This window comes from Extensimonas vulgaris (assembly GCF_003337425.1).
GTDB lineage: Bacteria > Pseudomonadota > Gammaproteobacteria > Burkholderiales > Burkholderiaceae_C > Extensimonas > Extensimonas vulgaris.
In genome coordinates this window covers 438,034-460,294 of sequence record NZ_QPJU01000002.1, presented here as the reverse complement: position 1 = coordinate 460,294, position 22,261 = coordinate 438,034, and the positions used below count along the sequence as shown (strand labels likewise).

Annotated in this window: 20 protein-coding genes; 16 read left to right on the top strand and 4 right to left on the bottom strand. The window is 66.2% G+C overall.

Annotated features, from left to right (window positions below):
• The first annotated feature begins 100 nt into the window (after window positions 1-100).
• The 3 genes from DFR45_RS05075 to DFR45_RS05065 all read left to right on the top strand — a co-directional run bounded on the left by DFR45_RS05075 (window position 101) and on the right by DFR45_RS05065 (window position 2,903).
• The gene (locus tag DFR45_RS05075) at window positions 101-1,138 is read left to right on the top strand and encodes an ABC transporter substrate-binding protein (protein WP_114482590.1); all 1,038 of its coding nucleotides are present in this window, start codon (window positions 101-103) and stop codon (window positions 1,136-1,138) included.
• A 140-nt stretch (window positions 1,139-1,278) separates the two neighbouring features.
• Window positions 1,279-2,109, top strand: coding sequence for an ABC transporter ATP-binding protein (locus DFR45_RS05070; RefSeq protein ID WP_114482589.1), 831 nt, complete (start codon window positions 1,279-1,281; stop codon window positions 2,107-2,109).
• A 26-nt stretch (window positions 2,110-2,135) separates the two neighbouring features.
• The gene (locus DFR45_RS05065; protein WP_114482588.1) at window positions 2,136-2,903 is read left to right on the top strand and encodes an ABC transporter permease; all 768 of its coding nucleotides are present in this window, start codon (window positions 2,136-2,138) and stop codon (window positions 2,901-2,903) included.
• A gap of 15 nt (window positions 2,904-2,918) precedes the next feature.
• On the opposite strand, the gene DFR45_RS05060 is transcribed toward DFR45_RS05065, so the two are convergent.
• Complete coding sequence (locus DFR45_RS05060; protein WP_114482587.1) at window positions 2,919-3,818, bottom strand: TIGR01777 family oxidoreductase; 900 nt, start codon at window positions 3,816-3,818, stop codon at window positions 2,919-2,921.
• 9 nt (window positions 3,819-3,827) lie between these two features.
• Complete coding sequence (locus DFR45_RS05055) at window positions 3,828-4,841, bottom strand: MerR family transcriptional regulator (RefSeq protein WP_114482586.1); 1,014 nt, start codon at window positions 4,839-4,841, stop codon at window positions 3,828-3,830.
• 197 nt (window positions 4,842-5,038) lie between these two features.
• Between DFR45_RS05055 and DFR45_RS05050 the strand changes: the two genes are divergently transcribed.
• The 9 genes from DFR45_RS05050 (at window position 5,039) to DFR45_RS05010 (ending at window position 13,240) form a co-directional block, all read left to right on the top strand.
• A complete protein-coding gene (locus tag DFR45_RS05050; RefSeq protein ID WP_114482585.1) occupies window positions 5,039-6,343 on the top strand; it encodes an NAD(P)/FAD-dependent oxidoreductase in 1,305 nt (434 codons plus the stop codon).
• Window positions 6,340-7,152, top strand: coding sequence for a DUF1365 domain-containing protein (locus tag DFR45_RS05045; protein WP_114482584.1), 813 nt, complete (start codon window positions 6,340-6,342; stop codon window positions 7,150-7,152). The genes DFR45_RS05050 and DFR45_RS05045 overlap by 4 nt, the downstream gene beginning before the upstream one ends.
• Before the next feature lie 11 nt (window positions 7,153-7,163).
• Window positions 7,164-8,396: an SAM-dependent methyltransferase gene (locus DFR45_RS05040; RefSeq protein WP_114482583.1), complete on the top strand. Its 1,233-nt coding sequence runs from the start codon at window positions 7,164-7,166 to the stop codon at window positions 8,394-8,396.
• A 42-nt stretch (window positions 8,397-8,438) separates the two neighbouring features.
• On the top strand, window positions 8,439-9,008 hold the full coding sequence (locus tag DFR45_RS05035) for a chalcone isomerase family protein (protein ID WP_114482582.1): 570 nt from the start codon (window positions 8,439-8,441) through the stop codon (window positions 9,006-9,008).
• Window positions 9,005-10,339: an MFS transporter gene (locus DFR45_RS05030; protein WP_114482581.1), complete on the top strand. Its 1,335-nt coding sequence runs from the start codon at window positions 9,005-9,007 to the stop codon at window positions 10,337-10,339. Before DFR45_RS05035 ends, DFR45_RS05030 begins: the two co-directional genes overlap by 4 nt.
• Entirely contained in the window at window positions 10,336-10,872 is a 537-nt protein-coding gene (locus tag DFR45_RS05025; RefSeq protein WP_114482580.1) for a DUF3833 domain-containing protein, read from the top strand. Before DFR45_RS05030 ends, DFR45_RS05025 begins: the two co-directional genes overlap by 4 nt.
• A gap of 2 nt (window positions 10,873-10,874) precedes the next feature.
• Window positions 10,875-11,657 carry an SDR family NAD(P)-dependent oxidoreductase gene (locus tag DFR45_RS05020; protein ID WP_114482579.1) on the top strand — a complete coding sequence of 261 codons (783 nt, stop codon included), beginning with the start codon at window positions 10,875-10,877 and terminating at the stop codon, window positions 11,655-11,657.
• A 17-nt stretch (window positions 11,658-11,674) separates the two neighbouring features.
• Entirely contained in the window at window positions 11,675-12,169 is a 495-nt protein-coding gene (locus DFR45_RS05015) for a nuclear transport factor 2 family protein (protein ID WP_114482578.1), read from the top strand.
• 153 nt (window positions 12,170-12,322) lie between these two features.
• Window positions 12,323-13,240 (top strand): urease accessory protein UreD, encoded by a 918-nt coding sequence (locus DFR45_RS05010; protein WP_114482577.1) that lies wholly within the window; start codon window positions 12,323-12,325, stop codon window positions 13,238-13,240.
• Between the two features lie 194 nt (window positions 13,241-13,434).
• Here the strand turns inward: DFR45_RS05010 and DFR45_RS05005 are convergent, their stop codons facing one another.
• Both DFR45_RS05005 and DFR45_RS05000 read right to left on the bottom strand, forming a co-directional pair.
• The gene (locus DFR45_RS05005) at window positions 13,435-14,388 is read right to left on the bottom strand and encodes a response regulator transcription factor (protein WP_114482576.1); all 954 of its coding nucleotides are present in this window, start codon (window positions 14,386-14,388) and stop codon (window positions 13,435-13,437) included.
• On the bottom strand, window positions 14,378-17,758 hold the full coding sequence (locus DFR45_RS05000; protein WP_114482575.1) for a hybrid sensor histidine kinase/response regulator: 3,381 nt from the start codon (window positions 17,756-17,758) through the stop codon (window positions 14,378-14,380). Before DFR45_RS05000 ends, DFR45_RS05005 begins: the two co-directional genes overlap by 11 nt.
• Before the next feature lie 216 nt (window positions 17,759-17,974).
• Between DFR45_RS05000 and urtA the strand changes: the two genes are divergently transcribed.
• The 4 genes from urtA (at window position 17,975) to urtD (ending at window position 22,243) form a co-directional block, all read left to right on the top strand.
• Window positions 17,975-19,243 (top strand): urea ABC transporter substrate-binding protein, encoded by a 1,269-nt coding sequence (urtA, locus tag DFR45_RS04995; protein ID WP_114482574.1) that lies wholly within the window; start codon window positions 17,975-17,977, stop codon window positions 19,241-19,243.
• A 90-nt stretch (window positions 19,244-19,333) separates the two neighbouring features.
• Window positions 19,334-20,248, top strand: a complete 915-nt coding sequence (gene urtB, locus DFR45_RS04990; protein WP_114482573.1) for an urea ABC transporter permease subunit UrtB — start codon at window positions 19,334-19,336, stop codon at window positions 20,246-20,248.
• A gap of 28 nt (window positions 20,249-20,276) precedes the next feature.
• Window positions 20,277-21,476, top strand: coding sequence for an urea ABC transporter permease subunit UrtC (gene urtC / locus DFR45_RS04985; protein ID WP_114482572.1), 1,200 nt, complete (start codon window positions 20,277-20,279; stop codon window positions 21,474-21,476).
• A gap of 23 nt (window positions 21,477-21,499) precedes the next feature.
• Window positions 21,500-22,243, top strand: a complete 744-nt coding sequence (urtD, locus tag DFR45_RS04980) for an urea ABC transporter ATP-binding protein UrtD (protein ID WP_114482712.1) — start codon at window positions 21,500-21,502, stop codon at window positions 22,241-22,243.
• The last annotated feature ends 18 nt before the right edge of the window (window positions 22,244-22,261 follow it).

The window sequence follows — 22,261 nt, the reverse complement described above, 5'->3', positions numbered from 1 at the left end:
TCCGCAAACTTTGCGGCGCTTGCCCGGAGCTGTCCGGGCGACGCAGGCATCTTTCTTGCTGATCGGAACCATGTGTTCCGTTGGCTAAGAAAGATGCACCATGCACAGACGATCGTTACTTCAGGCCGCCCTGCTCATGACGGGTGCAGCCCGCTGGGCCCAAGCGCAGTCACCAGCGCGCACGCCCACGCCGCTCAAATTCCAGCTCGACTGGCGCTTTGAAGGCCCGGCAGCGTTCTTTTTGCACCCTGTGGCCAAGGGCTACTTCCAAGCCGCAGGGCTGGACGTGAGCGTGGACGCGGGCAGCGGCTCGGGCGGGGCGGTGCAGCGCGTGGCCTCGGGCAGCTACGACATGGGCTTTGCCGACCTGGCCGCGCTGATGGAGTTCCACGCCAACAACCCTGACGCGCCCAACAAGCCCGTGGCCGTGATGATGGTTTACAACAACACGCCCGCCTCGGTCATGGCGCTCAAGAAAAGCGGCATTGCCAAGCCCGCCGACCTCACGGGCAGGAAGCTCGGTGCGCCCGTGTTCGATGCGGGGCGACGCGCCTTTCCGATCTTTGCCCAGGCCAACCACGTGGGCGAAGTGCAGTGGATCACCATGGACCCGCCGCTGCGCGAAACCATGCTGGTGCGCGGCGACGTCGATGCGATCACCGGGTTTACCTTCACCTCGCTGCTCAACCTCGAGGCGCGCGGCGCCAAGCCCGCTGACGTGCTGGTGCTGCCCTACGCCGACTGGGGCGTCAAGCTCTACGGCAACGCAATCATTGCGAGCCCCAGGCTTATCGCCGAGAACCCGGCTGCGGTCAAGGCGTTTTTGCGCGCCTTCGCACGCGGCGCCAAGGAGGTGATCGCGCAGCCCGCCGCGGCCATCGCAGCCGTGAAGGCGCGCGACGGCATCGTCAACGTGGCGCTCGAAACGCGGCGCCTGCAGCTGGCCATAGACACCGTGGTCAACAGCCCCGACGCGCGCGCCGAGGGCTTTGGCCAGGTGCGGCCCGCGCGCCTGTCGCTCATGGCCTCGCAGGTGTCCGACGCCTACCGCACCAAGACGCGCGTGGACCCGGCGGCCGTGTGGAACGGCAGTTTTCTGCCGCCCGCGGCCGAGCTCGACGTGCTGCCGCGCAAGTGAGCCGTGCAGCTACGGGTGCGGGTGCAGGGACCTGTGCATGTACGGCATCCATGCCCCGGCTTGCTCACTTTTTCGGATTGACTTTCGATAGCTGCTTGCGCTGACCAATCAAGCGCCAAAACCTTATTTGACACCCAAAAATGCAGCCAGAAAACACCGCTTTCATCGAATTCCGCGACGTCTGGCTCGCCTACAGCGACGCGCTGCGCGCGCAAAACCAATTCGCGGTCGAAGCCATCGATCTGCAGGTGCCACGCGGCGCCTTCATCGCCATCGTCGGGCCCTCGGGTTGCGGCAAGTCCACCTTCATGAAGCTCACCACCGGCCTGCGCCAGCCCAGCATGGGCAAGATCCGCGTGGCCGGCCAGCCCGTCACGGGGCCGCTCAAAATTTCGGGCATGGCGTTTCAGGCGCCCTCGCTGCTGCCCTGGCGCAGCACGCTGGACAACGTGCTGCTGCCGCTCGAAATCGTCGCCCCGTACCGCAGCCAGTTCCGGCAAAAACGCAAAGAATTTGAGGAGCGCGCCCGCGCCCTGCTGCACAAGGTGGGGCTGGCCGGCTACGAGCACAAATATCCCTGGCAGCTCTCGGGCGGCATGCAGCAGCGCGCGAGCATCTGCCGCGCGCTGATCCACGAGCCGCAGATGCTGCTGCTCGACGAGCCCTTCGGCGCGCTCGACGCCTTCACGCGCGAGGAGCTCTGGTGCACGCTACGCGACCTCTGGACGGAGCAGCGCTTCAACGTCATCCTGGTCACGCACGACCTGCGCGAGTCGGTCTTTCTGGCCGACACCGTGTACGTGATGAGCAAGAGCCCGGGCCGCTTCGTGGCGCAAAAAACCATCCCGCTGCCGCGCCCGCGCCCGCTCGAGGTCACCTACACCAAGGAATTCACCGACATCGTGCACGAGCTGCGCGGGCGCATCGGCGCGCTGCGCCAAAACGGTGCCGGCGCTGCGCTGGCGCAGTAAGTCCAACCACCGACGAGAGGCCCCCCATGCACCAAAAAACCGTGGAACGCTGGGCACCGTGGCTGCTGCTCGCGGCCATCGTGCTGCTGTGGCAAGTGCTCTGCGCGGCGCTGGCCGTGTCGGAATTCATCTTCCCCAGCCCCTGGAGCATCGCCACGCAGCTCGTGCAGTTTGGCGACGTGATCGCGGGCCACGCCTGGCGCACCTTCTGGGTCACCATGGCGGGCTTTGGTCTGGCCATCGTCGTGGGCGTGCTGCTGGGCTTCGTGATCGGCAGCTCGCGCCTGGCCTACGCGGCGCTGTACCCGCTGATGACGGCGTTCAATGCGCTGCCCAAGGCGGCCTTCGTGCCCATTCTCGTGGTGTGGTTCGGCATAGGCGCGGGGCCGGCCATCCTCACGGCGTTTTTGATCAGCTTCTTCCCCATCATGGTGAACATCGCCACGGGCCTGGCCACGCTCGAGCCCGAGCTCGAAGACGTTCTGCGCGTGCTCGGCGCGCGCCGCTGGGACGTGCTCGTGAAGGTCGGCCTGCCGCGCTCGCTGCCGTACTTTTACGCCTCGCTCAAGGTGGCGATCACGCTCGCCTTCGTGGGCACCACGGTAAGCGAGATGACCGCCGCGAACGAAGGCATAGGCTACCTGCTCGTCTCCGCAGGCTCGTCCATGCAGATGGGCCTGGCCTTTGCGGGCCTGATCGTGGTCGGCGCCATGGCCATGGTGATGTATGAACTCTTCAGCCTGGTGGAAAAGCACACCACCGCCTGGGCGCACCGCGGCACGCAGGGCGGCTGAGCCGCGCCGGTGGCCTCAACGGCGCAGCAACTGGGCAAGCGCCCCATCGAGTTCAGGGTAACGGTAGCGGTAGCCCGCCTGCAGGGTGCGCACGGGCTGCAGCCGCTGGCTGCCCAGCAGCAAAACGGCCATCTCCCCGAGCGCCAGGCGCAACGCCCAGGCAGGCACGGCCAGCAGCGCGGGGCGATGCACGGCGCGCGCCAGCGCTTGCGTGAATTCGGCGTTGCGCACGGGCTGGGGAGCGCACGCCGCAAACACGCCCGCGCCATCGGCGCTCTGCAGCAAGAAGTCGATGCACGCCACCATGTCGTCGATGTGTATCCACGGCATCCACTGCTGCCCGCTGCCCAGGCGCGCGCCCAGCCCCAGGCGAAACGGCGGCAGCAGGCGCTGCAGCATGCCCCCATCGGCCGCGAGCACCGCGGCCGTGCGCAGCAGCAGCACGCGCACCCCAGCCTCGCGCGCACGCAGCGCCTCGGCCTCCCAGGCTGCGCACAGGGTGCTGCCGAAGTCGGGCACGCCCGCGGCGCTGGTCTCGTCGAGCTCGCGCTCGCCTGCGTCGCCCCACCAGCCCACCGCCGAGCCCGACAGCAGCGCCGCCGGCGGGCGCTGCAGTTGCAGCATCCAGTCCACCAGGCGCCGCGTGAGCAGCACCCGGCTGTTCCACAAGGTTTCGCGGCGCGCCGCCGTCCAGCGGGCGTCGGCAATGGGTGCGCCGGCCAGGTTCACCACGGCGTCGAAAACCTCTGCCTTGCCGAGCGCCGCCAAGTCGGCAATACCTTGCGCGCCGCTGCACAGCGCCGGTACCCGCGCGCTCTGGCGGCTCCACACGAGCACCTCGTGCCCACGCGCGATCCAGAAACGGCACAGTGCGCGGCCTATCAGCCCCGTGCCTCCCGTGAGCAAAATCCGCATGGCTTACTCCTAGGCTGTCGCTGGCGGGTGCTGCGGCAAAGCCGCCTGGGCTGCGCCGGTACGCCAGTTTTGCACCAGCACGGGCAGGCGCGCCAGGTCGCGCACGGCATGCACGCCGGTGTGCGCGGGCCCATAAAGCGCATCGCAATCGCCCCCCACCCACAATTGCACCGCCGCGGGCAACTGCGCGCGCAGCGTTTGCACGCTGGCACGCACCAGGGCCGCCGCTTGTACGTCGGCAAAGCTCAGGGCGACGACGTCGGCGCGGTGCGCGCGCGTGGCCTGCACCAGATCGCTCAGCGGGGTTTGCGTGCCCAAAGAAATGCAGCTGCAGCCTTCGAGCGCCAGCAGGGCTTCGACCATCAGCAGCCCCAGGCCATGCAGCTGGCCGGGCAAAGTCGTCAACAGCACCCTGGGCGTGCCGGGCTCGGGCGGTGGCGGCAGCGCCGCCAGGGCGTGCCGCAGCACCGTGGTGACGACTTCGGTGTAGAGGTGCTCCTCGTAAATTTCAAAACGCCCCTGTGCCCAGGCGTCGCCCACGGCAGCGTTCAACGGCGCCACCACCGCGCGCACGAACACGGCCAGCCCCAAGCGCGAGAGCGCGTGGCCGAGCAGGCGCCGCAAGGTCTGCGGTTCGTGTGCGGCGATGGCCCTGGTGAACGGCTCCAGGGGCACGTCCGGTTCGCGCGGCTCGCGTGAGCCGACCGCGGCGGGCGCGGCATCTGGCGCCGTGGCGCGCACCTGCGCGCGCTCGAGGCGCGCGAGCAATGCCTGCAGGGCCGGCTTGTCCAGCCCGACGACCTTGCCCGGCCGCTGCCCCGCATCGAGCAAGCGCGCGATGAGCTTGAGGCGCTGCACCTGCTCGGGCGGGTAGCGCCGGTCTCCGGCCGCATCGCGCAAGGGCTGGGGAAAGCCATAGCGCCGCTCCCACACGCGCAAGGTGTCTTTCGCCAGCCCCGTCTCACGCTCCACGGCGGCTATGGGCAACGCGGCCGCAATGGCGGCAGTCTCAAGATCAGGCACGAAAAATTCCTTGGTTCGGTACAGGGGCCACGGGCCAAGAACACGGCCTGCGTTTCACAAAAATAACATGGACAAAATCATCTTTTTGCATTATTGTCCTAGACAAATATAAATTTGTCCAACACAATCTACTCGACGCTTCGCGCCGCAGCGCGGTTCGCCTTTTGCCTCCTTGCCCTTTTTTGCACCCACACACCATGCACATCGCCATCATCGGTTCCGGCATTTCCGGTCTGGCCGCCGCCCACGTACTGCGCCAGCACGCGCGCGTGACGCTGTTCGAGGCGGCGGATTACTTTGGCGGTCACACGCACACCGTGGACGTGTGCCTCCCCAACGCCCGGGGCGAGCCGGTGACCCACGGGGTGGACACGGGGTTTTTGGTGTTCAACGAGCGCACCTACCCGGGGCTGATCGCCTTGCTGCGCGCGCTGGACGTTCCTGCTGCGCGCACCGACATGTCGTTTTCGGTGCAGGTGCCGGGCGCCGGCCCGGGCGGGCGCAGCCCGCTGGAATGGAGCGGCTCCAACCTGCAGACCATTTTTGCGCAGCGGGCCAACCTGCTGCGGCCACGCTTTTGGGCCATGCTGCGCGAGGTTCTGCGCTTCAACCGCCTGTGCACCGCAGTGGCCACGGCGCAGCACGGCGACACGCTGCGCCAGCCGCTCGCGGACTTTCTGCGCGTGCATGGTTTTGGCCCGTCGTTCCAGCAGTGGTACCTGCTGCCCATGCTGGGCTGTATCTGGAGCTGCCCGACCGAGCAGATGCTGCGCTTTCCGGTGGCGACGATGATCCGCTTTTGCCACAACCACGGCCTGATCCAGGTTCAGGGTCGCCCTGCGTGGTGGACGGTCGCGGGGGGCGCGCGGCAGTACGTACACAAAATGGTCGCCGGCCTGGATGCGCGCCTGTCCACCCCTGTGCGCCGCATCGTGCGCGACGCTGCGGGCGTGCAGCTGCAATGCGCTGGCGGCAGCATGCGCTTCGACGCCGTGGTGCTGGCCGTGCACAGCGACCAGGCACTGCGCCTGCTGGCCCAGCCCACGGCGCAGGAGCAAGCGGTGCTGGGCGCCATCCGCTACCAGAGCAACCGCGCCATCCTGCACACCGACGCGCGCCTGCTGCCGCAGCGGCGCGCCGCCTGGGCCGCGTGGAACTACGAGCGCGCGGCCGACGCAGGGCAAGAGTCTGCGCAGGTGTGCCTGCACTACTGGCTCAACCGGCTGCAGCCGCTGCCGTTCGCGCAGCCGGTGCTGGTCTCGCTGAACCCGGTGCGCGCGCCCGATCCGCGCACCGTGCTTGGTGCGTACGACTACGAGCACCCGGTGTTCGACCTCGCCGCCATCGAGGCGCAGGCCCGCATCCCCCAGCTGCAGGGCGTGCAACACACCTGGTATTGCGGCGCCTGGACGGGGTACGGCTTTCACGAAGACGGCTTGCAGTCGGGCTACCGCGCGGCACAGGCTATGCTAGCTCGTCTGCAGCACAAGGAGGCCGCATGAGCACCCCGACCCGGCCCGCCCCGGCGCTGCCCACCACGGCCGTGCCGCACATCGGCTTTGGGCGTGTGTGGCACACGCGGCTGCGACCACGGCGCCACCGCTTCGCCTACCGGGTGTTCTTCGTGCTGCTGCCCATGCGCACCCTGCAGACCCGGCCGCAGGTGGCCGGTGTGCTCGCCTACAACCGGCGCGGCGCGCTGTCGTTTCACGATGCCGACCACGGCGACGGGCGCAGTCCCGCCGCGGGCGGCGCGCTCGCCTGGCTTGACGCGCTTTTGGCCGCGGCAGGCATCCACGACGCCAGCGGCGAAGCCTGGCTGCAGTGCTTTCCGCGCGTGCTGGGTTACGCCTTCAAGCCCGTGAGCTTCTGGTATTGCCATCGGGCCGACGGCAGCCTGCGCGCCATCGTCGCCGAGGTGAACAACACCTTTGGCGAGCGCCACGTCTATCTGCTCGACGCGCCGCGGCCCAGTCAGACCTTGGTGGCGAGCAAGGTGTTCCACGTCTCGCCGTTTTGCCCCGTAGAGGGCGCATACCACTTCACCTTCGCTGGCCAGCCCGACGCGCTGCGCGTGCACATCGACTACCACGACGCCCAGGGCGCGGTGCTGCGCACGGGGCTCGCGGGGCGCCTTGCGCCGCTCGATGCTGCGCTGCGCCGGCGCGCGCTGTGGCGCCATCCGCTCATGACGCTGGCCGTGATCGCGCGCATCCACTGGCACGCGCTGCTGCTGCTCGCCAAGCGCGTGCCTTTCTTTCGCAAACCGCCGCCGCCCGTGCAAACGGTGTCCCGCTCCCATCCTGTTTGAGGCCGCTTGCCATGCCCAGCACCATTGCCACTTCCGTCAACAACAGCACCATCCCGACCGAAGCCCCATTCGTCGCGCGCAAGGCGCTACGTTTGTTGGAGCGCATGCAGCACGGTTGCCTGCACCTGGAGCTGCCCAACGGCCGCGCGCTGCGTTTCGGCCCGGGCGGCGGCCCCACGGCGCGCATGCAGCTCGCCAATTGGCGCGTGTTTCCTGCCGTGCTGCGCGCAGGCGACATCGGTCTGGCCGAGAGCTACATCGCCAAAGACTGGAGCACGCCGCACCTGGCCGAGCTGCTCAAGCTGCTGCTGGCCAACCGCGACGCGCTCCAAGCGCTGGTGTATGGCTCCTGGTGGGGGCAGCTCGCGTACCGGCTGCGCCACTGGCTGCACCGCAACACCAAGGCCGGCAGCCGGCGCAACATCCACGCGCACTACGACCTGGGCAATGCCTTTTACGCCCTCTGGCTCGACCCGAGCATGAACTATTCCGCCGCCTGGTTCGAGGGCGACTTGCAGGGCGATCTGACCATCGCGCAGCGCGCCAAAATGCGCCGCGCCCTGCACAGCGCGGGCGTCGAGCCCGGCGCCCAGCTGCTCGAAATCGGCTGCGGCTGGGGTGCGCTGGCCGAGCTCGCGGCGCAGGAGTTCCAGGCCAGGGTCACCGGCGTGACCCTGTCGCAAGCGCAGCTGCAGTTTGCCCATGCGCGCATGCAGGCGGCCGGTGTGGCGCCGCGCGTGCAGTTGCGCTTGCAGGACTACCGCGACATCGCCGACGGGCCCTACGACGCGATCTGCTCGATCGAAATGATCGAAGCCGTGGGCCGCGCCTACTGGCCGGAGTATTTCGCCACGCTGCGGCGCCTGCTGCGCCCGGGCGGGCGAGCCTGCATCCAGAGCATCGTGATCGACGATGCGCTGTTCGAGGACTACATCCGCGGCACGGACTTCATCCAGCAATACATCTTCCCCGGCGGCTGTCTGCCCAGCAAGGAGCGCTTCGTGGCCTGCGCGGAACAGGCTGGGCTGCGCGTGCAAGAGGCGTTCTCTTTCGGGCCCGACTACGCCGAGACCTTGCGCCGCTGGCACCAGCGCTTCACGCAGGCGCGCGAGGCGGTGCGCGTGCAAGGGTTCGACACGCGCTTCGTGCGCACCTGGGAGTTTTACCTCGCGTATTGCGAGGCGGGGTTCGACCTGCGCAGCATTGACGTGGTGCAGTTCACCTTGGTGCGCGACGCTTCATGACCCGAAAGCTCCTTGTTCGATAGCTGCTGACGCTGGTCTGCCATGCGCAAAAGCCATTTTTTAGCCAAAATCCTCGTGCTCTGCGCCCTGGGGTGGAGCGCACTGCCCGGCCCGGCGCGTGCCGACGCGGCGCCGTCGCTGGCTTTGCAGTCGCTTTCAATACAGGAGCGCCTTACGCTTGCTGGCGAAGGGCAAATGCGCTTTTTGGGCATGGCGATTTACGATGCGCGCCTGTGGGTCGATGCGCGCTTCACGCCCGAGCGCTTCGAGGCGCACCCCCTGGCGCTCGAACTGCACTACCACCGGGCCTTCAGCGCGGCCGCCATCGCCCAGCGCTCACTCACGGAAATGCAGCGCCAGCGCAAGCTGCCACCCGAGCTTGCGCAGCGCTGGGAGCGCATGCTCGCGCAACTGCTGCCCGACGTGCAGCGCGGCGACCGGCTCCTCGGCGTCTATCTGCCTGGCGAGGGCATGCAGCTGTGGCGCGGCCCGCAGCTGCTTGGCACCCTGCGCGAGCCCGAACTCGCGCGGCTGTTTTTCGGCATCTGGCTCGCGCCGCAGACGTCCGAGCCCTCCTTGCGCGCGGCCTTGCTGGCGCGCGTGGCGCCATGAACGCAGCGCCGCCCCCGCACCCTTTTGCGGCCCGCGCTGCGGTGCATTGGCGCGCCGGACTGCGCTACGGCCTGCTGGGCCTGCCGCTCGCGTTTGCCGCGCTGCCCATGTACGTGGTGCTGCCGCACCGCTACGCGCAGCAGCACGGCCTGGCACTTGCGAGCATCGGCGTGCTGCTCATGGTGGTGCGCCTGTGCGATGCGCTCGTGGAGCCGCTGCTGGGCCGCTGGTGCGACCAGCTCTATGCGCGCAGCCTGCACACGGTGCTGGGGATCGCAGGTGGCGCGGCGGCGCTGCTGGCGCTGGGTCTGACGGCGCTCTACTTTCCGCTGCCGACCGATCCGCGGGGCTTGTGGGTCTGGATGTTCGCGGGCCTGGCTGTCACCAGCGTGGCGCACAGCCAGCTCACGCTCGCGCACCAGGCCTGGGGCGTGCGGCTCGGCGGCGACGCCGTGCAGCGCAGCCGCATCGTCGCGTGGCGCGAGGGGCATGCCCTGGTCGGCGTGGTTGCGGCCTCGGCGCTGGCCCTGACCTGGGGGCCGGCGGGAATGCTCGGCGTGTTCGGGCTGGCCTTGGCGGGCGGCTACCTGCTGTGGTGGCAGGCACCGCGCCCCGCGCCGCTGGGTGGGGCGCCTGCAGCCCCGGCGGCGCCCCGCGCCAGCGTGTGGCGGCCGCTGCACGACGCGCGCATGCGGCGTTTGCTGCTGGTTTTTTTGTGCAATGGCACGGCCAGCGCCATCCCCGCCGCGCTGATGCTGTTTTTTGCCCAGGACGTGCTGCGCGCGCGCGAGGACGAGGTGGCCTTGTTTCTGGCGTTGTATTTCGTGTGCGCGGCGCTGGGCTTGCCGCTGTGGTTGCGCCTGGTGGGCCGCTGGGGGCTGGCGCGCAGCTGGCTCGCGGCCATGCTGCTGGCCGTGGCGTGCTTTGGCTGGACGGCCGCCCTGGGTGCCGGGCAGACGCTGTCCTTCGCTGTCGTATGCGCGCTCACGGGCGTGGCTTTCGGCGCCGATCTGGCGCTGCCCAGCGCGATGCTGGCCGGGCTGGTCGCGCGCGCCGGGGCCGTGGGCCACACGGAAGGCGCATACCTGGGCTGGTGGAGCCTTACCACCAAGTTCAACCTCGCCCTCGCCGCAGGGGGTGCGCTGCCGCTCTTGCAATGGTGGGGCTACACGCCGGGCAGCACCGAGGCGCTGGCGCTGCAGCCGCTGCGCTGGACGTATGCGCTGCTGCCCTGCGCGCTCAAGCTGCTGGCCGCGGCGCTGCTGTACCTGCTGTGCATACGCCCCACCCCCCGCACCCCCCGCCACGCCACGAAAGGAGCTCTGCCATGAACTTACGCCGTACCGTGCTGCTCGCCGGCCTGGGCGCCGCGCTGCTGCTGCAAGGCTGCGCCAGCCCGCAACCCAGGGACTACGCCCAGGAGCGCCCCGTGCTCGCGCTTGAGCACTACTTCAACGGCCGCGTCGTCGCGCACGGCATTTTCCAAAAGCGCAGTGGCGAAGTGGCGCGGCGCTTCACCGTCCTGATGGACTGCCACTGGGAGGGCGACGAGGGCGTGCTCGACGAAGCCTTCACCTATTCCGACGGCAGCACGCAGCGGCGCGTGTGGCACATCACCAAGCTCGGCCCGGGGCGCTACAGCGGCCGTGCCGACGACGTCGTGGGCCAAGCGCAGGGCGAAGCCGCAGGCAACGCCTTGCGCTGGAATTACACGCTGCGCCTGCCCGTGGATGGCAAAGAATACGAAGTGCAGTTCGACGACTGGATGTTTCTGGTCGACGACCAGGTGCTGCTCAACCGCGCCACCATGCGCAAGTTCGGCGTGCGCCTGGGTGAGGTGCTGCTGTCTTTTCGCAAGGAGTGAGCATGGCGCTGAACCCACCCATCACCGACTGGCGCGGCAAACGCGTGTGGCTGGTCGGTGCCTCGAGCGGCATCGGCCGGGCCACCGCCGAGCTGCTGCACGCCCGCGGCGCGCAGGTCATCGTCTCGGCGCGGCAACGAACCGCACTCGACGACTTCGTGCGCGCCCACCCCGGCAGCCTTGCGCTCGCGCTCGATGTGACCGACGCGGCTGCCGTGGGCGCTGGCGCGCAAGCACTGCTCGCCACGGGCCCCCTCGACCTGGTCTGCTACTGCGCGGGCTACTACCGCGCCCAACGCGCGAGCCGCCTCGACCTGGCCGAGCTGCAACGCCACCTGCAGGTCAACTACCTCGGCGCGCTCAACGTGCTGCACGCCGTCACGCCGGCCCTGCTGCAGGCCGCGCGCACCGGGCGCGCGCCGCACCTGAGCTTCGTGGCGAGCGTGGCCGGCTGGCGCGGCCTGCCCCGCGCCCTGGGCTACGGCCCGAGCAAGGCCGCGCTGATCCACCTTGCGGAAACGCTGTTTCTGGACCTGCGGCCGCAAGGCGTGGGGGTGAGCATCATCAACCCGGGCTTCGTCGCCACGCCCATGACCGCGGGCAACACCTTCCCGATGCCCGCGCTGCGCACTCCCGAGCAAGCGGCCCAGGCCATCGTGCGCGGCTGGCAGCGTGGCGCTTTCGACATCCACTTCCCGCGGCGCTTCACCTGCGTGCTCAAGCTCTTGCGCGTGCTGCCCTACCGCTGGTACTTTGCCCTGGTGCACCGATTCACCGGACTTTGATCTCGCACACGCCAGCGATGACCGCCACCGTACCGCCCCCCACCGCCAGCGCATCCGCTCCCCCAGCCTGCGAGGCCCACGACGCCCACGACGCCACGGCGCGGGTGGTGGCGTTGTTTGCCAATTTTGGCCCGGCGCAGCTGCCCCTGCTGGACCAATACTACGCGGCCCAGGCGCGCTTCAAAGACCCCTTCCACGACGTGCAGGGTGTGCCCGCCATCACCGCCATCTTTGCGCACATGTTCGAGGCGCTGCACGCGCCGCGCTTCGTCTTCATCGACCAGATCATCGGCGCACAGCAAGCCTTTTTGACCTGGGACCTGCACTTTCGCTTCCGGCGCTGGCGCGCGCACCAGCCCGAACGGATCCACGGCGCCACGCACCTGCGTTTCGACGCACAAGGCCGCATCACCTTGCACCGCGACTACTGGGACAGCGCCGAAGAGCTTTTCGAGAAATTCCCGCTGCTCGGCCCCGGCATGCGCTGGCTGCGCAAGCGCGCCGCAGCCTGATCGGCCCCTGCCGGGCCCCTGCGCCGCGCGGCTGCACAGCCCCCGGCAAGCACCGCCCCCCAAAGGCCCCAAAGTGCGCAAAAATGCAGCAAAAATGCCGCTCGCGCCCGGCTATCATGCGCTGACAGCTCTGACTTCCATAGTAAAACGCGCATGACCTGGCACGCCCAGCTAGACCTGGCCTACACCCTGCAGGCGCAGCGCACGGTGGCGCGCTACGCCCACCAGGGCCCGCTGCGCATCCTGCAAAGCCTGTACCCCGAAGGTGCAGACATTTGCCACAACGTGCTCGTGCACCCGCCGGGCGGGCTCGTGGGCGGCGATACGCTGCAGGTCACGGTCGATGCGGCCAGCGGCACGCACGCCCTGCTCACCACCCCCGGCGCCACGCGCTTTTACCGCAGCGCTGGCGCGCCGGCCCGTCAAGTCACGCAGCTGCGGCTGCACGCCGGCGCGCGCCTCGAATGGCTGCCGCTCGAAACCCTGTGCTACCCCGGCTGCGAGGCGGAAAACCACCTCTGCCTCACGCTCGAACCCGGCGCGCAATGCCTGGGCTGGGACGTGACGGCGCTGGGCTGGATGCCAGACCCCGCGCACGCACCGCACGCCCTGCCCGATGGCGCATCTGGTGCCGCCGCGGATGCCGCCGCGGATGCCACATCTGGCGCCGCACCCTCGCCGCCCGCCGCGGCGGGGCGCTTGCGGCAACACCTCGAAATCCCCGGCGTCTGGCTCGAGCGCGGGGTGCTCGACGCCGCCGACCAGCGCCTGCTGCACAGCCCGCTGGGGCTTGCGGGGCACGGCTGCCTCGCGAGCGTGTTTTTTGCCAGCGGCACGCCCCTGACCCTGGCGCAGCGCGAAGCAGCGCTGGACGCTGCACGCGCCGTGATCGCGCCACACCCGCTCGCCGCCACGGCCGGCGCCACCAGCCCGCACCCGCAACTGCTGCTCGCGCGCCTGCTGGCCCCGCAAGTCGAGCCCGCCGTGGCGCTCGCCCGCGCACTGCGCGCCGCCTGGCGGGCGCACTTCTGGCAACGACCGGCGACTGCGCCGCGGGTGTGGGCGTTGTAGGGACAGAATTCGGTCGCCGGAGTGGTCGGGATGGGGGAGGCGAGAGGGGGAAATCGCTATGGGTGCTCAAACTCCCTGCCGGCGTCTCGCAGCAGCCGCCAAGCGCTGTGCGCTAGCGGCCATTGCGCCCCGGGTTGCACTTGGGGCTTGAATGCGCCCTGGCATTCTGCTGCCCCAATCCACAAATACCCACCTCATCCTGCTTCTCCTGCCCGCTGCAGCCGGCTCATAGCCACCGCTGCAGCGGCGGTGCGGGTTTCCACGCCAAGTTTCTCGAAGATGTGCTCGAGGTGCTTGTTCACAGTCCGCGGGCTCATGCCAAGGATGTCGGCGATATCGCGGTTTGTCTTGCCCTTGGCCAACCAGGACAGCACCTCCGTCTCGCGCGGGGTGAGTGCGGCGCTGGACAGGCGATTGTGCGTAGTACCGGCCGCCTGACCAGCCAAGCGCAGAAGTATCATGGTTTCGCCCGGCCCAGTTTGACCCAAGTACTGCGCCTGCAACTGCATTCCATCAGACAGCGCGGTCAATGTCTTCCCCCGCACCACTGCCTGCCGCAGCCATTCGCGCATGGCCGCAGCATGATGCTCAGGCCCTGGCAAATTGTCCAGTGGTGAGCGGAGGGCGGCTTCCAGCCAGGCCACTGCCTGCGGCGAGCGCCAGGCGACGCGCCCCTGACTATCAAGTAATACCACGCCCAGGCCAGCAACGTCCACTGCTTCTTGAGCCAACCGCGTGACGTGCGCATTGCGCAGGTGGGTGGCCAAGCGTGCCAGTACCTCTGGAATCTTCAGTGGCTTAACGACATAGTCCACCCCACCGCTGGCAAAACCCTCGACGATCTGCTCTGTCTCAGCCAGGCCGGTCATGAAAATCACCGGCACATGCGCCCAAGACGGCTCGGCCTTGAGGCGGCGGCACAAGATGAAGCCGTTGTCCCCGGGCATGATGGCGTCGAGCAGCACAGCGTCGGGTATGGCCACTTCGAAGCGCTCCAGCGCCTCGGCTGCGTCGCGCGCTACCAGCACGGTGTAGCCTTCCTGCGCCAGCGCGTCGCACAGCATGCGCAGGGCGTCAGGGGCATCATCTACTACCAGTACGACGCTGGAAATGGCATCGGGGGTGGGCGTCACGGGTTCAGCATTCATCGTCGGTTGCTTTCAGGCGATCGATCAGGGCATGGAAGTCGAAGCGGTCCACGTCAGCGACCAAACCTTGCAGCAGGTCGGCCATGGCGGGTTCTTCCTCGGCGGTGCTGCGCAGCAGCTGACGCAGACCGCTGGCGTTGCCCAGTCGGGCCAGGCGCACCAAATTCATACGCAGGTCCTCGGGCAACGGCAGTGGACCCGTCGCCAGCGCCACCGCTGGCGTGTCGGAAAGTGGCGGCAGCAGGTTGCTCTCATGCACCCATTCGAGTTGCAGCACGCGCGCCAGCAGGTCCAGCAACTCGGACTCGATGACCGGCTTGCTGACGAAGCCCTGGCAGCCTGCTGCGGCCAACAACTCGGGGCGGTTTTCGAACGGGTCGGCCGACACAAAGACGATGGGCAGCGTGATGCCAACCTGGCGCCGGATCAGCTGCGCGGTCTGCCAGCCGTTAAGGTCGTCCATATTGATGTCCAGCAGCACGGCGTCCGGCCACTCGCTCTGCAGGATCTCCAGCGCCTCGCGCCCGCTGGCGGCCTCGCGCATCGCAAAGCCCAACGGCAGCAGCAGGCTGGCCAGCAACTGGCGCTGGATGGGTTGGTCGTCCACCACCAGCAGGGTGCGCCGGGGTGCCAGGTAGCCGACGATGGGGCGCAGGTCGCGCACGGTCTTCTGCGCCGGGGCGATGATCTCGCGCAGGTACAGGCGTACGCTGAAGGTGCTGCCCTGGCCGACTTCGCTGCGCAGTGTCAGTTCGCCACCCATTAGTTCGGTCAGAAGGTGGGTAATGGTCAGGCCTAGACCAGTACCGACCTCGCTGGCGCGGCGGCCGGCGCTTCCGCGCTCGAAGGGCATGAAGATGCGCTCCTGATCCTGCGGGGCGATACCGATACCCGTGTCCTCCACCTCGAAACGCACCACATCATGTCGACAGTCGACGCGAAAGACAATGGCGCCGGTATGGGTGAACCGCACCGCATTACCCAGCAGGTTGATGAGTATCTGACGCAGCCGCTTAGCATCTGCTTGCACCCAGGAGGGCACGCGACCGCAGGTCTCCAGCCGGAAGGCCAGCCCCTTGCCTTCGGCCTGAGGCCGCACCATGCGCACCAGCTCGGAAAGGAACTCTGGGAACGGTAACGGCGCCATATCCAACCGCAAGCGGCCGGCCTCGATGCGCGCTAAGTCAAGCAGGCCGTCGATCAGCGCATGCATATGCTGGCCACTCTGCTGGATGGTAATGACGGCCTCGCGCACGTCGCTGCGCAGCTCTGGCTTGCGCAACAATATCTGCGCATAGCCCAGAATGCTATTGAGCGGCGTGCGCAGTTCGTGCGTCATGCCGGCCACGTAACGTGTCTTGGCGTTGCTGGCGTTTTCAGCCGCGTCCTTGGCGCTCTGCAGTGCCTCGTCGGTACGCTGGTGGGCGTCGATCTCTTTTTGCAGCAGTTGCGTCTGGCGTTCCGATTCGTCCTGCGCCATACGCCGGCTCTCGTTGGTCAGCACCACCCACCAGGCACAAACAGCCGCCAGCACTGCCAGCAGCGAGAAAGCCTTGATGAAAGGCACGCGCAGCGCATCGGCCGGCATCTGCAGACTCTCCTGCATGTAGACCACCGCAAGCAAGAAGGCCATGACCGCAGTAAGCGAGAAAAACACCGTGAAGTACTGCGCCACGCGAAAGTTGAAGCGCCGGTGCAGGCCAGCCGGCAGCACCACCGCCAGGACCTGGCGCAGCTGATCAGTCGCGCGCGCATGGTGCTTGCAGCGGTCATGGCAGCGCGATTCGAGCGAGCAGCACAGCGAGCAGATGGGTGCGCCATAGGCTGGGCAGGTGGCCATGTCGGCGCTTTCGAACTGGTTCTCACAAACGGTGCAGCGCACCACCTCACCGGGCTGCCATGGGCTGGCGTCGTGGCGCGCGAGGTAGTAGTGCCCACCGGTGGCCCAAGCCAGCAGCGGCGCCGCCAGCAACGCCGTGAAGAGCGCAATGAAAGGAGAGAATGCCGCCGCGGTAGCCCCCAGCACGCCGGCATAGGCCAGACCAGCCAGCAGCACGGCCAAGCCCATGGCGCCTAGACCGACAGGGTTGAGGTCGTACAGGTAGGCGCGACGGAACTCGATGCGCTTTGGGCTCAGGCCGAGCGGCTTGTTGATCACCAGGTCGGCGACGAGGGCGCCAACCCAGGCAATGGCCACATTGCTGTACAGGCCCAGCACCTTCTCCAGCGCGCCGAACACGCCCAGTGTCATCAACAGCATTCCAATGATGACGTTGAACACCAGCCAGACTACGCGACCCGGGTGGCTACGCGTTAGTCGGGCGAAGAAGTTGGACCAGGCCAGCGAGCCAGCGTAGGCGTTGGTGACGTTGATCTTGATCTGCGAGACGACGACGAACAGTACTGTAAGCCACAGGGCCAGCTCAGGGTTACCGAGCGAAAGCCTAAAGCCGGCCAAGTACATCTGCGTGGGCTCCACGGCGTGCGACGGCGCGGCACCGTACTGCAGGGCGACGAAGGCGAGAAAGGCGCCGCCCAGCATTTTGAGCATGCCCAGCATGACCCAGCCCGGGCCAGCCACCAGCACGCCGCCCCACCAGCGCCCGCGGTTTGCCGGCGTGCGCTCGGGCATGAAGCGCAGGAAATCGACCTGTTCGCCGATCTGCAGCACCAGCGAAAAGGCCACCGCCGTAGCGCTGCCGAACATCAGCGGGTCGAAGTCGTTGCTACCCGAGACTAAGCCGGACAGACCAGTGAGTTCGCGATAGAGCCCTGGCTGTTCGACCGCAAACCATAGGAAAGGCCACAGCAATAGCACCGCCCACAGCGGTTGGGTCCAGGTCTGTAGGCGCGAGATCAGCGTGATGCCGTGAAGCACCAGCGGCAGCGCGACCAGCGCGGACATCAAGTAGCACCACACTAGCGGCCAATCGAACACCAACTGCAGCGCCAGCGCCATGATGGCCGCCTCCACCGCGAAGAAGATGAAGGTGAAGCTGGCGTAGATGAGCGAGGTGACCGTAGAGCCCAGATAGCCGAAGCCGGCGCCACGCGTGAGCAGGTCCATGTCCAGGCCGTTGCGCGCGGCGTAGACGGCAATGGGGAAGCCGGTCAGGAAGGTGATCAAGCCCATGACCAGGATGGCCCAGAGCGCATTGGTAAAGCCATAGTTCAGTGCAATGGTGCCGCCTATGGCCTCCAGGGCGAGAAAAGATATGCCGCCGAAGGCAGTGTTTGCCACACGGAATTCGCTCCACTTGCGCGCGCTATGTGGCGTATAGCGCAGCGCATAGTCCTCCATGGTTTCATTAGCGACCCAGGAGTTGTAGTCGCGACGGATGCGGAAGATGCGTTGGGGTGCGCTGTTCATGCGCTCTCCTTTTGGTGCGTGCCTCAGGTGTCAATCAGACCCCTTTCTGAAGCGGAAGCAAGAATCGTTCTCCAGTCGCAATTGCTCTTGCGTACGTCAAATGACGTATGGGCACCATGTGGGGATATCCCTAACCTCAGGGCCGTAATGATTTTGCTTCACCCGACATCTCTACCGGGTGTTCTTGGTTCCCACTTCTCATTTAAGGATCGCATCATGAAGAAACCATCCACCTCGACCTTCCGCCCTTCTGCCGCTGACCTGCAGCGCCGCCGCATCTTGCAAAGCCTGGGTGCCATGTCCATGGTCGGGCTGCCGGTCCTGGGCCACGCCGCTAAACCCGCAACGGCCGCCGTAAATACAACCAAACTTGCTGTGACGGATTCTGAAGTAGTGGTGGGACAACTGCACTCAGCCACAGGCACCATGGCAATCTCAGAGACGGGTTCCATCCAAGCCGAACAACTAGCCATCGACCAGATCAACAGCATGGGTGGCATCCTGGGCCGTCAGATCAAGGTCATCAAAGAGGACGGGGCCTCCGACTGGCCGACATTCGCTGAGAAATCCAAGAAGCTGCTGGTCAACGACCGCGTAGCCTGTGTCTTCGGTTGTTGGACCAGCGCCTCGCGAAAAGCAGTGTTGCCCATTTTCGAGAAGGAAAATGGTTTGCTGTACTACCCAACTTTCTACGAGGGTCTTGAACAGTCCAAAAACGTCATTTACACGGGCCAGGAAGCGACGCAGCAAATCCTATGGGGTCTGGATTGGGCCAAGAACGAAAAGCAGGCCAAGACATTCTTTCTGGTCGGCAGCGACTATATATGGCCACGCACTTCGATGAAGATCGCTCGCAAGCACATCGAGAACTTCCAGAAAGGCAAGGTCGTCGGCGAAGAATATTACCCGCTGGGCAATACCAACTTCAACTCGCTAATCAACAAAATCAAGCTGGCCAAGCCTGATTGCATTTTCGCAGCCGTAGTGGGAGGCTCGAACGTGGCCTTCTACAAGCAGCTCAAAGCTGCAGGGATCACCGGTGCCAAGCAGTTTCTACTGACTCTTTCTGTGACGGAAGATGAAATGCTCGGCATCGGCGGCGAGAATTTCGCCGGTTTCTACTCGTCGATGAAGTATTTCCAAACACTCAGCAACGACAACAACAAGAAATTCGTTGAAGCGTTCAAGGCCAAATACGGCCCCAAAGCGGTCATCGGCGACGTTACACAGGCGGCCTACCTGGGGCCATGGCTGTGGAAGCTAGCGGTGGAGAAGGCCGGCAGCTTTGATGTGGACAAGGTGGTGGCCGCCTCGCCCGGCATCGAGCTCAAAACGGCACCCGAGGGCTACGTGAAGATTCACGCCAACCACCACTTGTGGAGCCGCGCTCGCATTGCTCAAGGACAACCCGACGGCACATTCAAAGTTGTGGCGGAGTCCAAGGACCTGATCGAACCCAACCCTTTCCCCAAAGGCTACCAGTAAGCGGCTCACTATACATAGGAGGCGGCGGCACCCAGAAGAGTCCACCAGGGGCCGTCGCTTGGCAAAGACACAAGGAAGGCAGGTGACGACATGGAATTTTCGGAAGTGCTCAACATCGCCCTCATGCAAGGCTTCGCCGGACTCAGCCTCTTCTCGGTCCTGCTGCTCATGGGGCTGGGCCTGGCCATCATCTTCGGCCAGATGGGCGTGATCAACATGGCGCATGGCGAGTTCATGACCATCGGCGCCTACACGGTGTTCCTCTTTTCCATGCTGACGGAGAAGCTGGCGCCCAACTTCATGCCCTACTACTTCCCGCTGGCCATCGGCGTGGCCTTCATCCTCGCCTTCATCGCGGGCTGGCTGGTGGAGTGGGGCCTGATCCGCTTCCTCTACAAGCGTCCGCTGGACACGCTGCTGGCCACCTGGGGGCTGAGCCTGGCGATCCAGCAGGTGTTCCGTACGGCCATCGGCCCGAAGGAGGTCAGCCCCACCCTGCCCGAGTGGCTGATGGGTTCCTGGTCGCCTCACGAGGGCCTGGACATTCCGATCAACGGTCTGTTCGTGCTGGGCCTGACCGCACTGGTCTCCGGTGGCGTGCTGCTGGCCCTATACAAGAGCCGCTGGGGCCTGCGGGTGCGCGCCACGGTGAGCAACCGCACCATGGCCAACGCCATCGGCATCAACACCAAGAAGACTGACCGCCTGACGTTTGCTATCGGCTGCGGCATCGCCGGGGTGGCTGGCGCGGCCTTCACCACCATCGGCTCCACCGGGCCGACTTCCGGCTCTCTTTACATCGTCGATTCCTTCCTCGTCGTGACCTTCGGCGGTGCGGCGAGCCTGCTTGGCACTGTCGCCTCGGCCTTCGGTATCGCGCAGATGCAATCGATCAGCGAGTTCTTCATGACCGGCTCGATGGCCAAGGTGCTCACGCTCTCGCTGATCGTCGTGATCCTGATGATCCGCCCGCAGGGCCTGTTCGCCAGCAAGGTACGCCGCTGAGATCGGCATTCATTACCGGAGTCCAACCATGAACCAACTCAAAGCATGGATCACCAGTCGCGGCCTGGGGAGCGTTGCCATCCTCGCCGTCCTGCTGCTGCTCGTCTTCCCCCTCATGTTCGACATCTTCCGCCTCAACCTGGTCGGCAAGTACCTGACCTACGGCTTCGTGGCCCTCGGGCTGGTGATGCTATGGGGCTATGGCGGCGTGCTCAGCCTAGGCCAGGGCGTGTTTTTCGGTCTGGGCGGCTACGCCATGGCCATGTTCCTTAAGCTCGAGGCCTCCGACCCAATCAGCACCAAGATACAGTCCACCCCGGGTATTCCGGATTTCATGGACTGGAACCAGCTCACGGCCCTGCCTCTGTGGTGGAAGCCCTTCGAGCATCTGCCCTTTGCGCTGCTAGCGGTGATTGCCATCCCAACCGCATTGGCCTTCATCATCGGCTACGCCATGTTCAAGCGACGCGTAGGCGGCGTGTACTTCGCCATCATCACACAGGCGGTGGCGCTGATCCTTACGGTGCTCATCATCGGCCAACAGGGTTACACCGGCGGTGTCAACGGGATGACTGACCTCAAAACACTTTTGGGCTGGGATATCCGCACCAACAGTGCCAAGTACATTCTCTACTACGTCTGCGCGCTGATGCTGCTGGGCACCGTCGTGCTGTGCGGGTGGATCCAGCGCAGCAAGTTGGGTACCCTGTTGCTGGCCATGCGCGACAAGGAAGACCGGGTGCGTTTCTCAGGCTATGACGTGGCCATGTTCAAGGTCTTCGTGTTCTGCCTAGCGGCAGCGCTGTCCGGTATCGGCGGGGCGCTGTTCACTCTGCAGGTCGGATTCATGTCGCCATCCTTCGTGGGCATCGTGCCCTCGATCGAAATGGTGATCTTCGCCGCAGTGGGCGGACGTATGAGCCTGGTGGGCGCTATATATGGCACCCTGCTAGTGAACTTCGGCAAGACCTACTTCTCGGAAAGCTTCCCAGACCTCTGGCTGTTCCTGATGGCCGCGCTCTTCATCGGCGTGACCATGGCCTTCCCTGACGGTCTGGCCGGCGTGTGGACGCAGAAGGTGCTGCCCTGGTGGCGGCACAACCAGGTCCAGCGCCGCGCTGTGCACCTTGCCGTGGCTCGCGACGCCACCACCTCGGCCGAAGATGCGCCCGCGGCATGCAGCGGCAGCCCCGCGGTGCCGGCCGCGCTGAGCGGCCAGAGCGCCTGATCGCCCACACGCAGGAGCCCCTCATGAGCAATACCGACTTCGCCCTGGCTGTGGAAGACCTTACCGTCTCCTTCGACGGATTCAAGGCCATCGACAACCTCACGCTTTACGTCGACAGGAACGAGTTGCGCGTGATCATCGGTCCCAACGGCGCCGGCAAGACTACGCTTCTGGACCTAATTTGTGGCAAGACCAAAGCCAGCGCCGGCAGCATCAAGTTCAAGAACGAGGAGCTGACCACGCTGGACGAGCACATCCGGGTACGACGCGGCATCGGACGCAAGTTCCAGACGCCGTCGATCTACGAGAACCTTTCCGTGTTCCAGAATCTGGAAGTGTCCTACCCGGCCGGGCGCTCGGTCTTCGGCGCGCTGGGCTTCAAGTGCACCGACGAGGTCAAAGCCCGTGTGCAGGTGGTAGCCGAAGAGATCGGTCTGATCGGTGCTCTGGACATGGAAGCCGGTCTGTTGTCGCACGGACAGAAACAGTGGCTGGAAATCGGGATGCTTCTGATGCAGGAGCCAGAACTGCTGATGCTGGACGAACCCATCGCCGGCATGAGCGCGCGCGAGCGTGAGCTCACCGCCGAATTGCTCAAGCGCATCTGCAAGGGCCGATCAGTGATCGTTATCGAGCATGACATGGAGTTCGTCAAGCAGATCGCGCACAAGGTCACCGTCATGCACCAAGGAAAGATACTGGCTGAAGGCTCGATGGAAACCGTGCAAGCCGATCCCAAGGTGATCGACGTCTATCTCGGTCACTGAACCCCTAGGAGAAGCACC

Coding starts and splice junctions, on each gene's coding strand:
- DFR45_RS05070 (WP_114482589.1), top strand. CDS start 1,279: ATGCAGCCAGAAAACACCGCTTTCATCGAATTCCGCGACGTCTGGCTC.
- DFR45_RS05045 (WP_114482584.1), top strand. CDS start 6,340: ATGAGCACCCCGACCCGGCCCGCCCCGGCGCTGCCCACCACGGCCGTG.
- DFR45_RS05015 (WP_114482578.1), top strand. CDS start 11,675: ATGACCGCCACCGTACCGCCCCCCACCGCCAGCGCATCCGCTCCCCCA.
- DFR45_RS05020 (WP_114482579.1), top strand. CDS start 10,875: ATGGCGCTGAACCCACCCATCACCGACTGGCGCGGCAAACGCGTGTGG.
- urtD (WP_114482712.1), top strand. CDS start 21,500: ATGAGCAATACCGACTTCGCCCTGGCTGTGGAAGACCTTACCGTCTCC.
- DFR45_RS05065 (WP_114482588.1), top strand. CDS start 2,136: ATGCACCAAAAAACCGTGGAACGCTGGGCACCGTGGCTGCTGCTCGCG.
- DFR45_RS05030 (WP_114482581.1), top strand. CDS start 9,005: ATGAACGCAGCGCCGCCCCCGCACCCTTTTGCGGCCCGCGCTGCGGTG.
- DFR45_RS05005 (WP_114482576.1), bottom strand. CDS start 14,388: ATGAATGCTGAACCCGTGACGCCCACCCCCGATGCCATTTCCAGCGTC.
- urtC (WP_114482572.1), top strand. CDS start 20,277: ATGAACCAACTCAAAGCATGGATCACCAGTCGCGGCCTGGGGAGCGTT.
- DFR45_RS05060 (WP_114482587.1), bottom strand. CDS start 3,818: ATGCGGATTTTGCTCACGGGAGGCACGGGGCTGATAGGCCGCGCACTG.
- DFR45_RS05010 (WP_114482577.1), top strand. CDS start 12,323: ATGACCTGGCACGCCCAGCTAGACCTGGCCTACACCCTGCAGGCGCAG.
- DFR45_RS05025 (WP_114482580.1), top strand. CDS start 10,336: ATGAACTTACGCCGTACCGTGCTGCTCGCCGGCCTGGGCGCCGCGCTG.
- urtA (WP_114482574.1), top strand. CDS start 17,975: ATGAAGAAACCATCCACCTCGACCTTCCGCCCTTCTGCCGCTGACCTG.
- urtB (WP_114482573.1), top strand. CDS start 19,334: ATGGAATTTTCGGAAGTGCTCAACATCGCCCTCATGCAAGGCTTCGCC.
- DFR45_RS05035 (WP_114482582.1), top strand. CDS start 8,439: ATGCGCAAAAGCCATTTTTTAGCCAAAATCCTCGTGCTCTGCGCCCTG.
- DFR45_RS05000 (WP_114482575.1), bottom strand. CDS start 17,758: ATGAACAGCGCACCCCAACGCATCTTCCGCATCCGTCGCGACTACAAC.
- DFR45_RS05075 (WP_114482590.1), top strand. CDS start 101: ATGCACAGACGATCGTTACTTCAGGCCGCCCTGCTCATGACGGGTGCA.
- DFR45_RS05040 (WP_114482583.1), top strand. CDS start 7,164: ATGCCCAGCACCATTGCCACTTCCGTCAACAACAGCACCATCCCGACC.
- DFR45_RS05050 (WP_114482585.1), top strand. CDS start 5,039: ATGCACATCGCCATCATCGGTTCCGGCATTTCCGGTCTGGCCGCCGCC.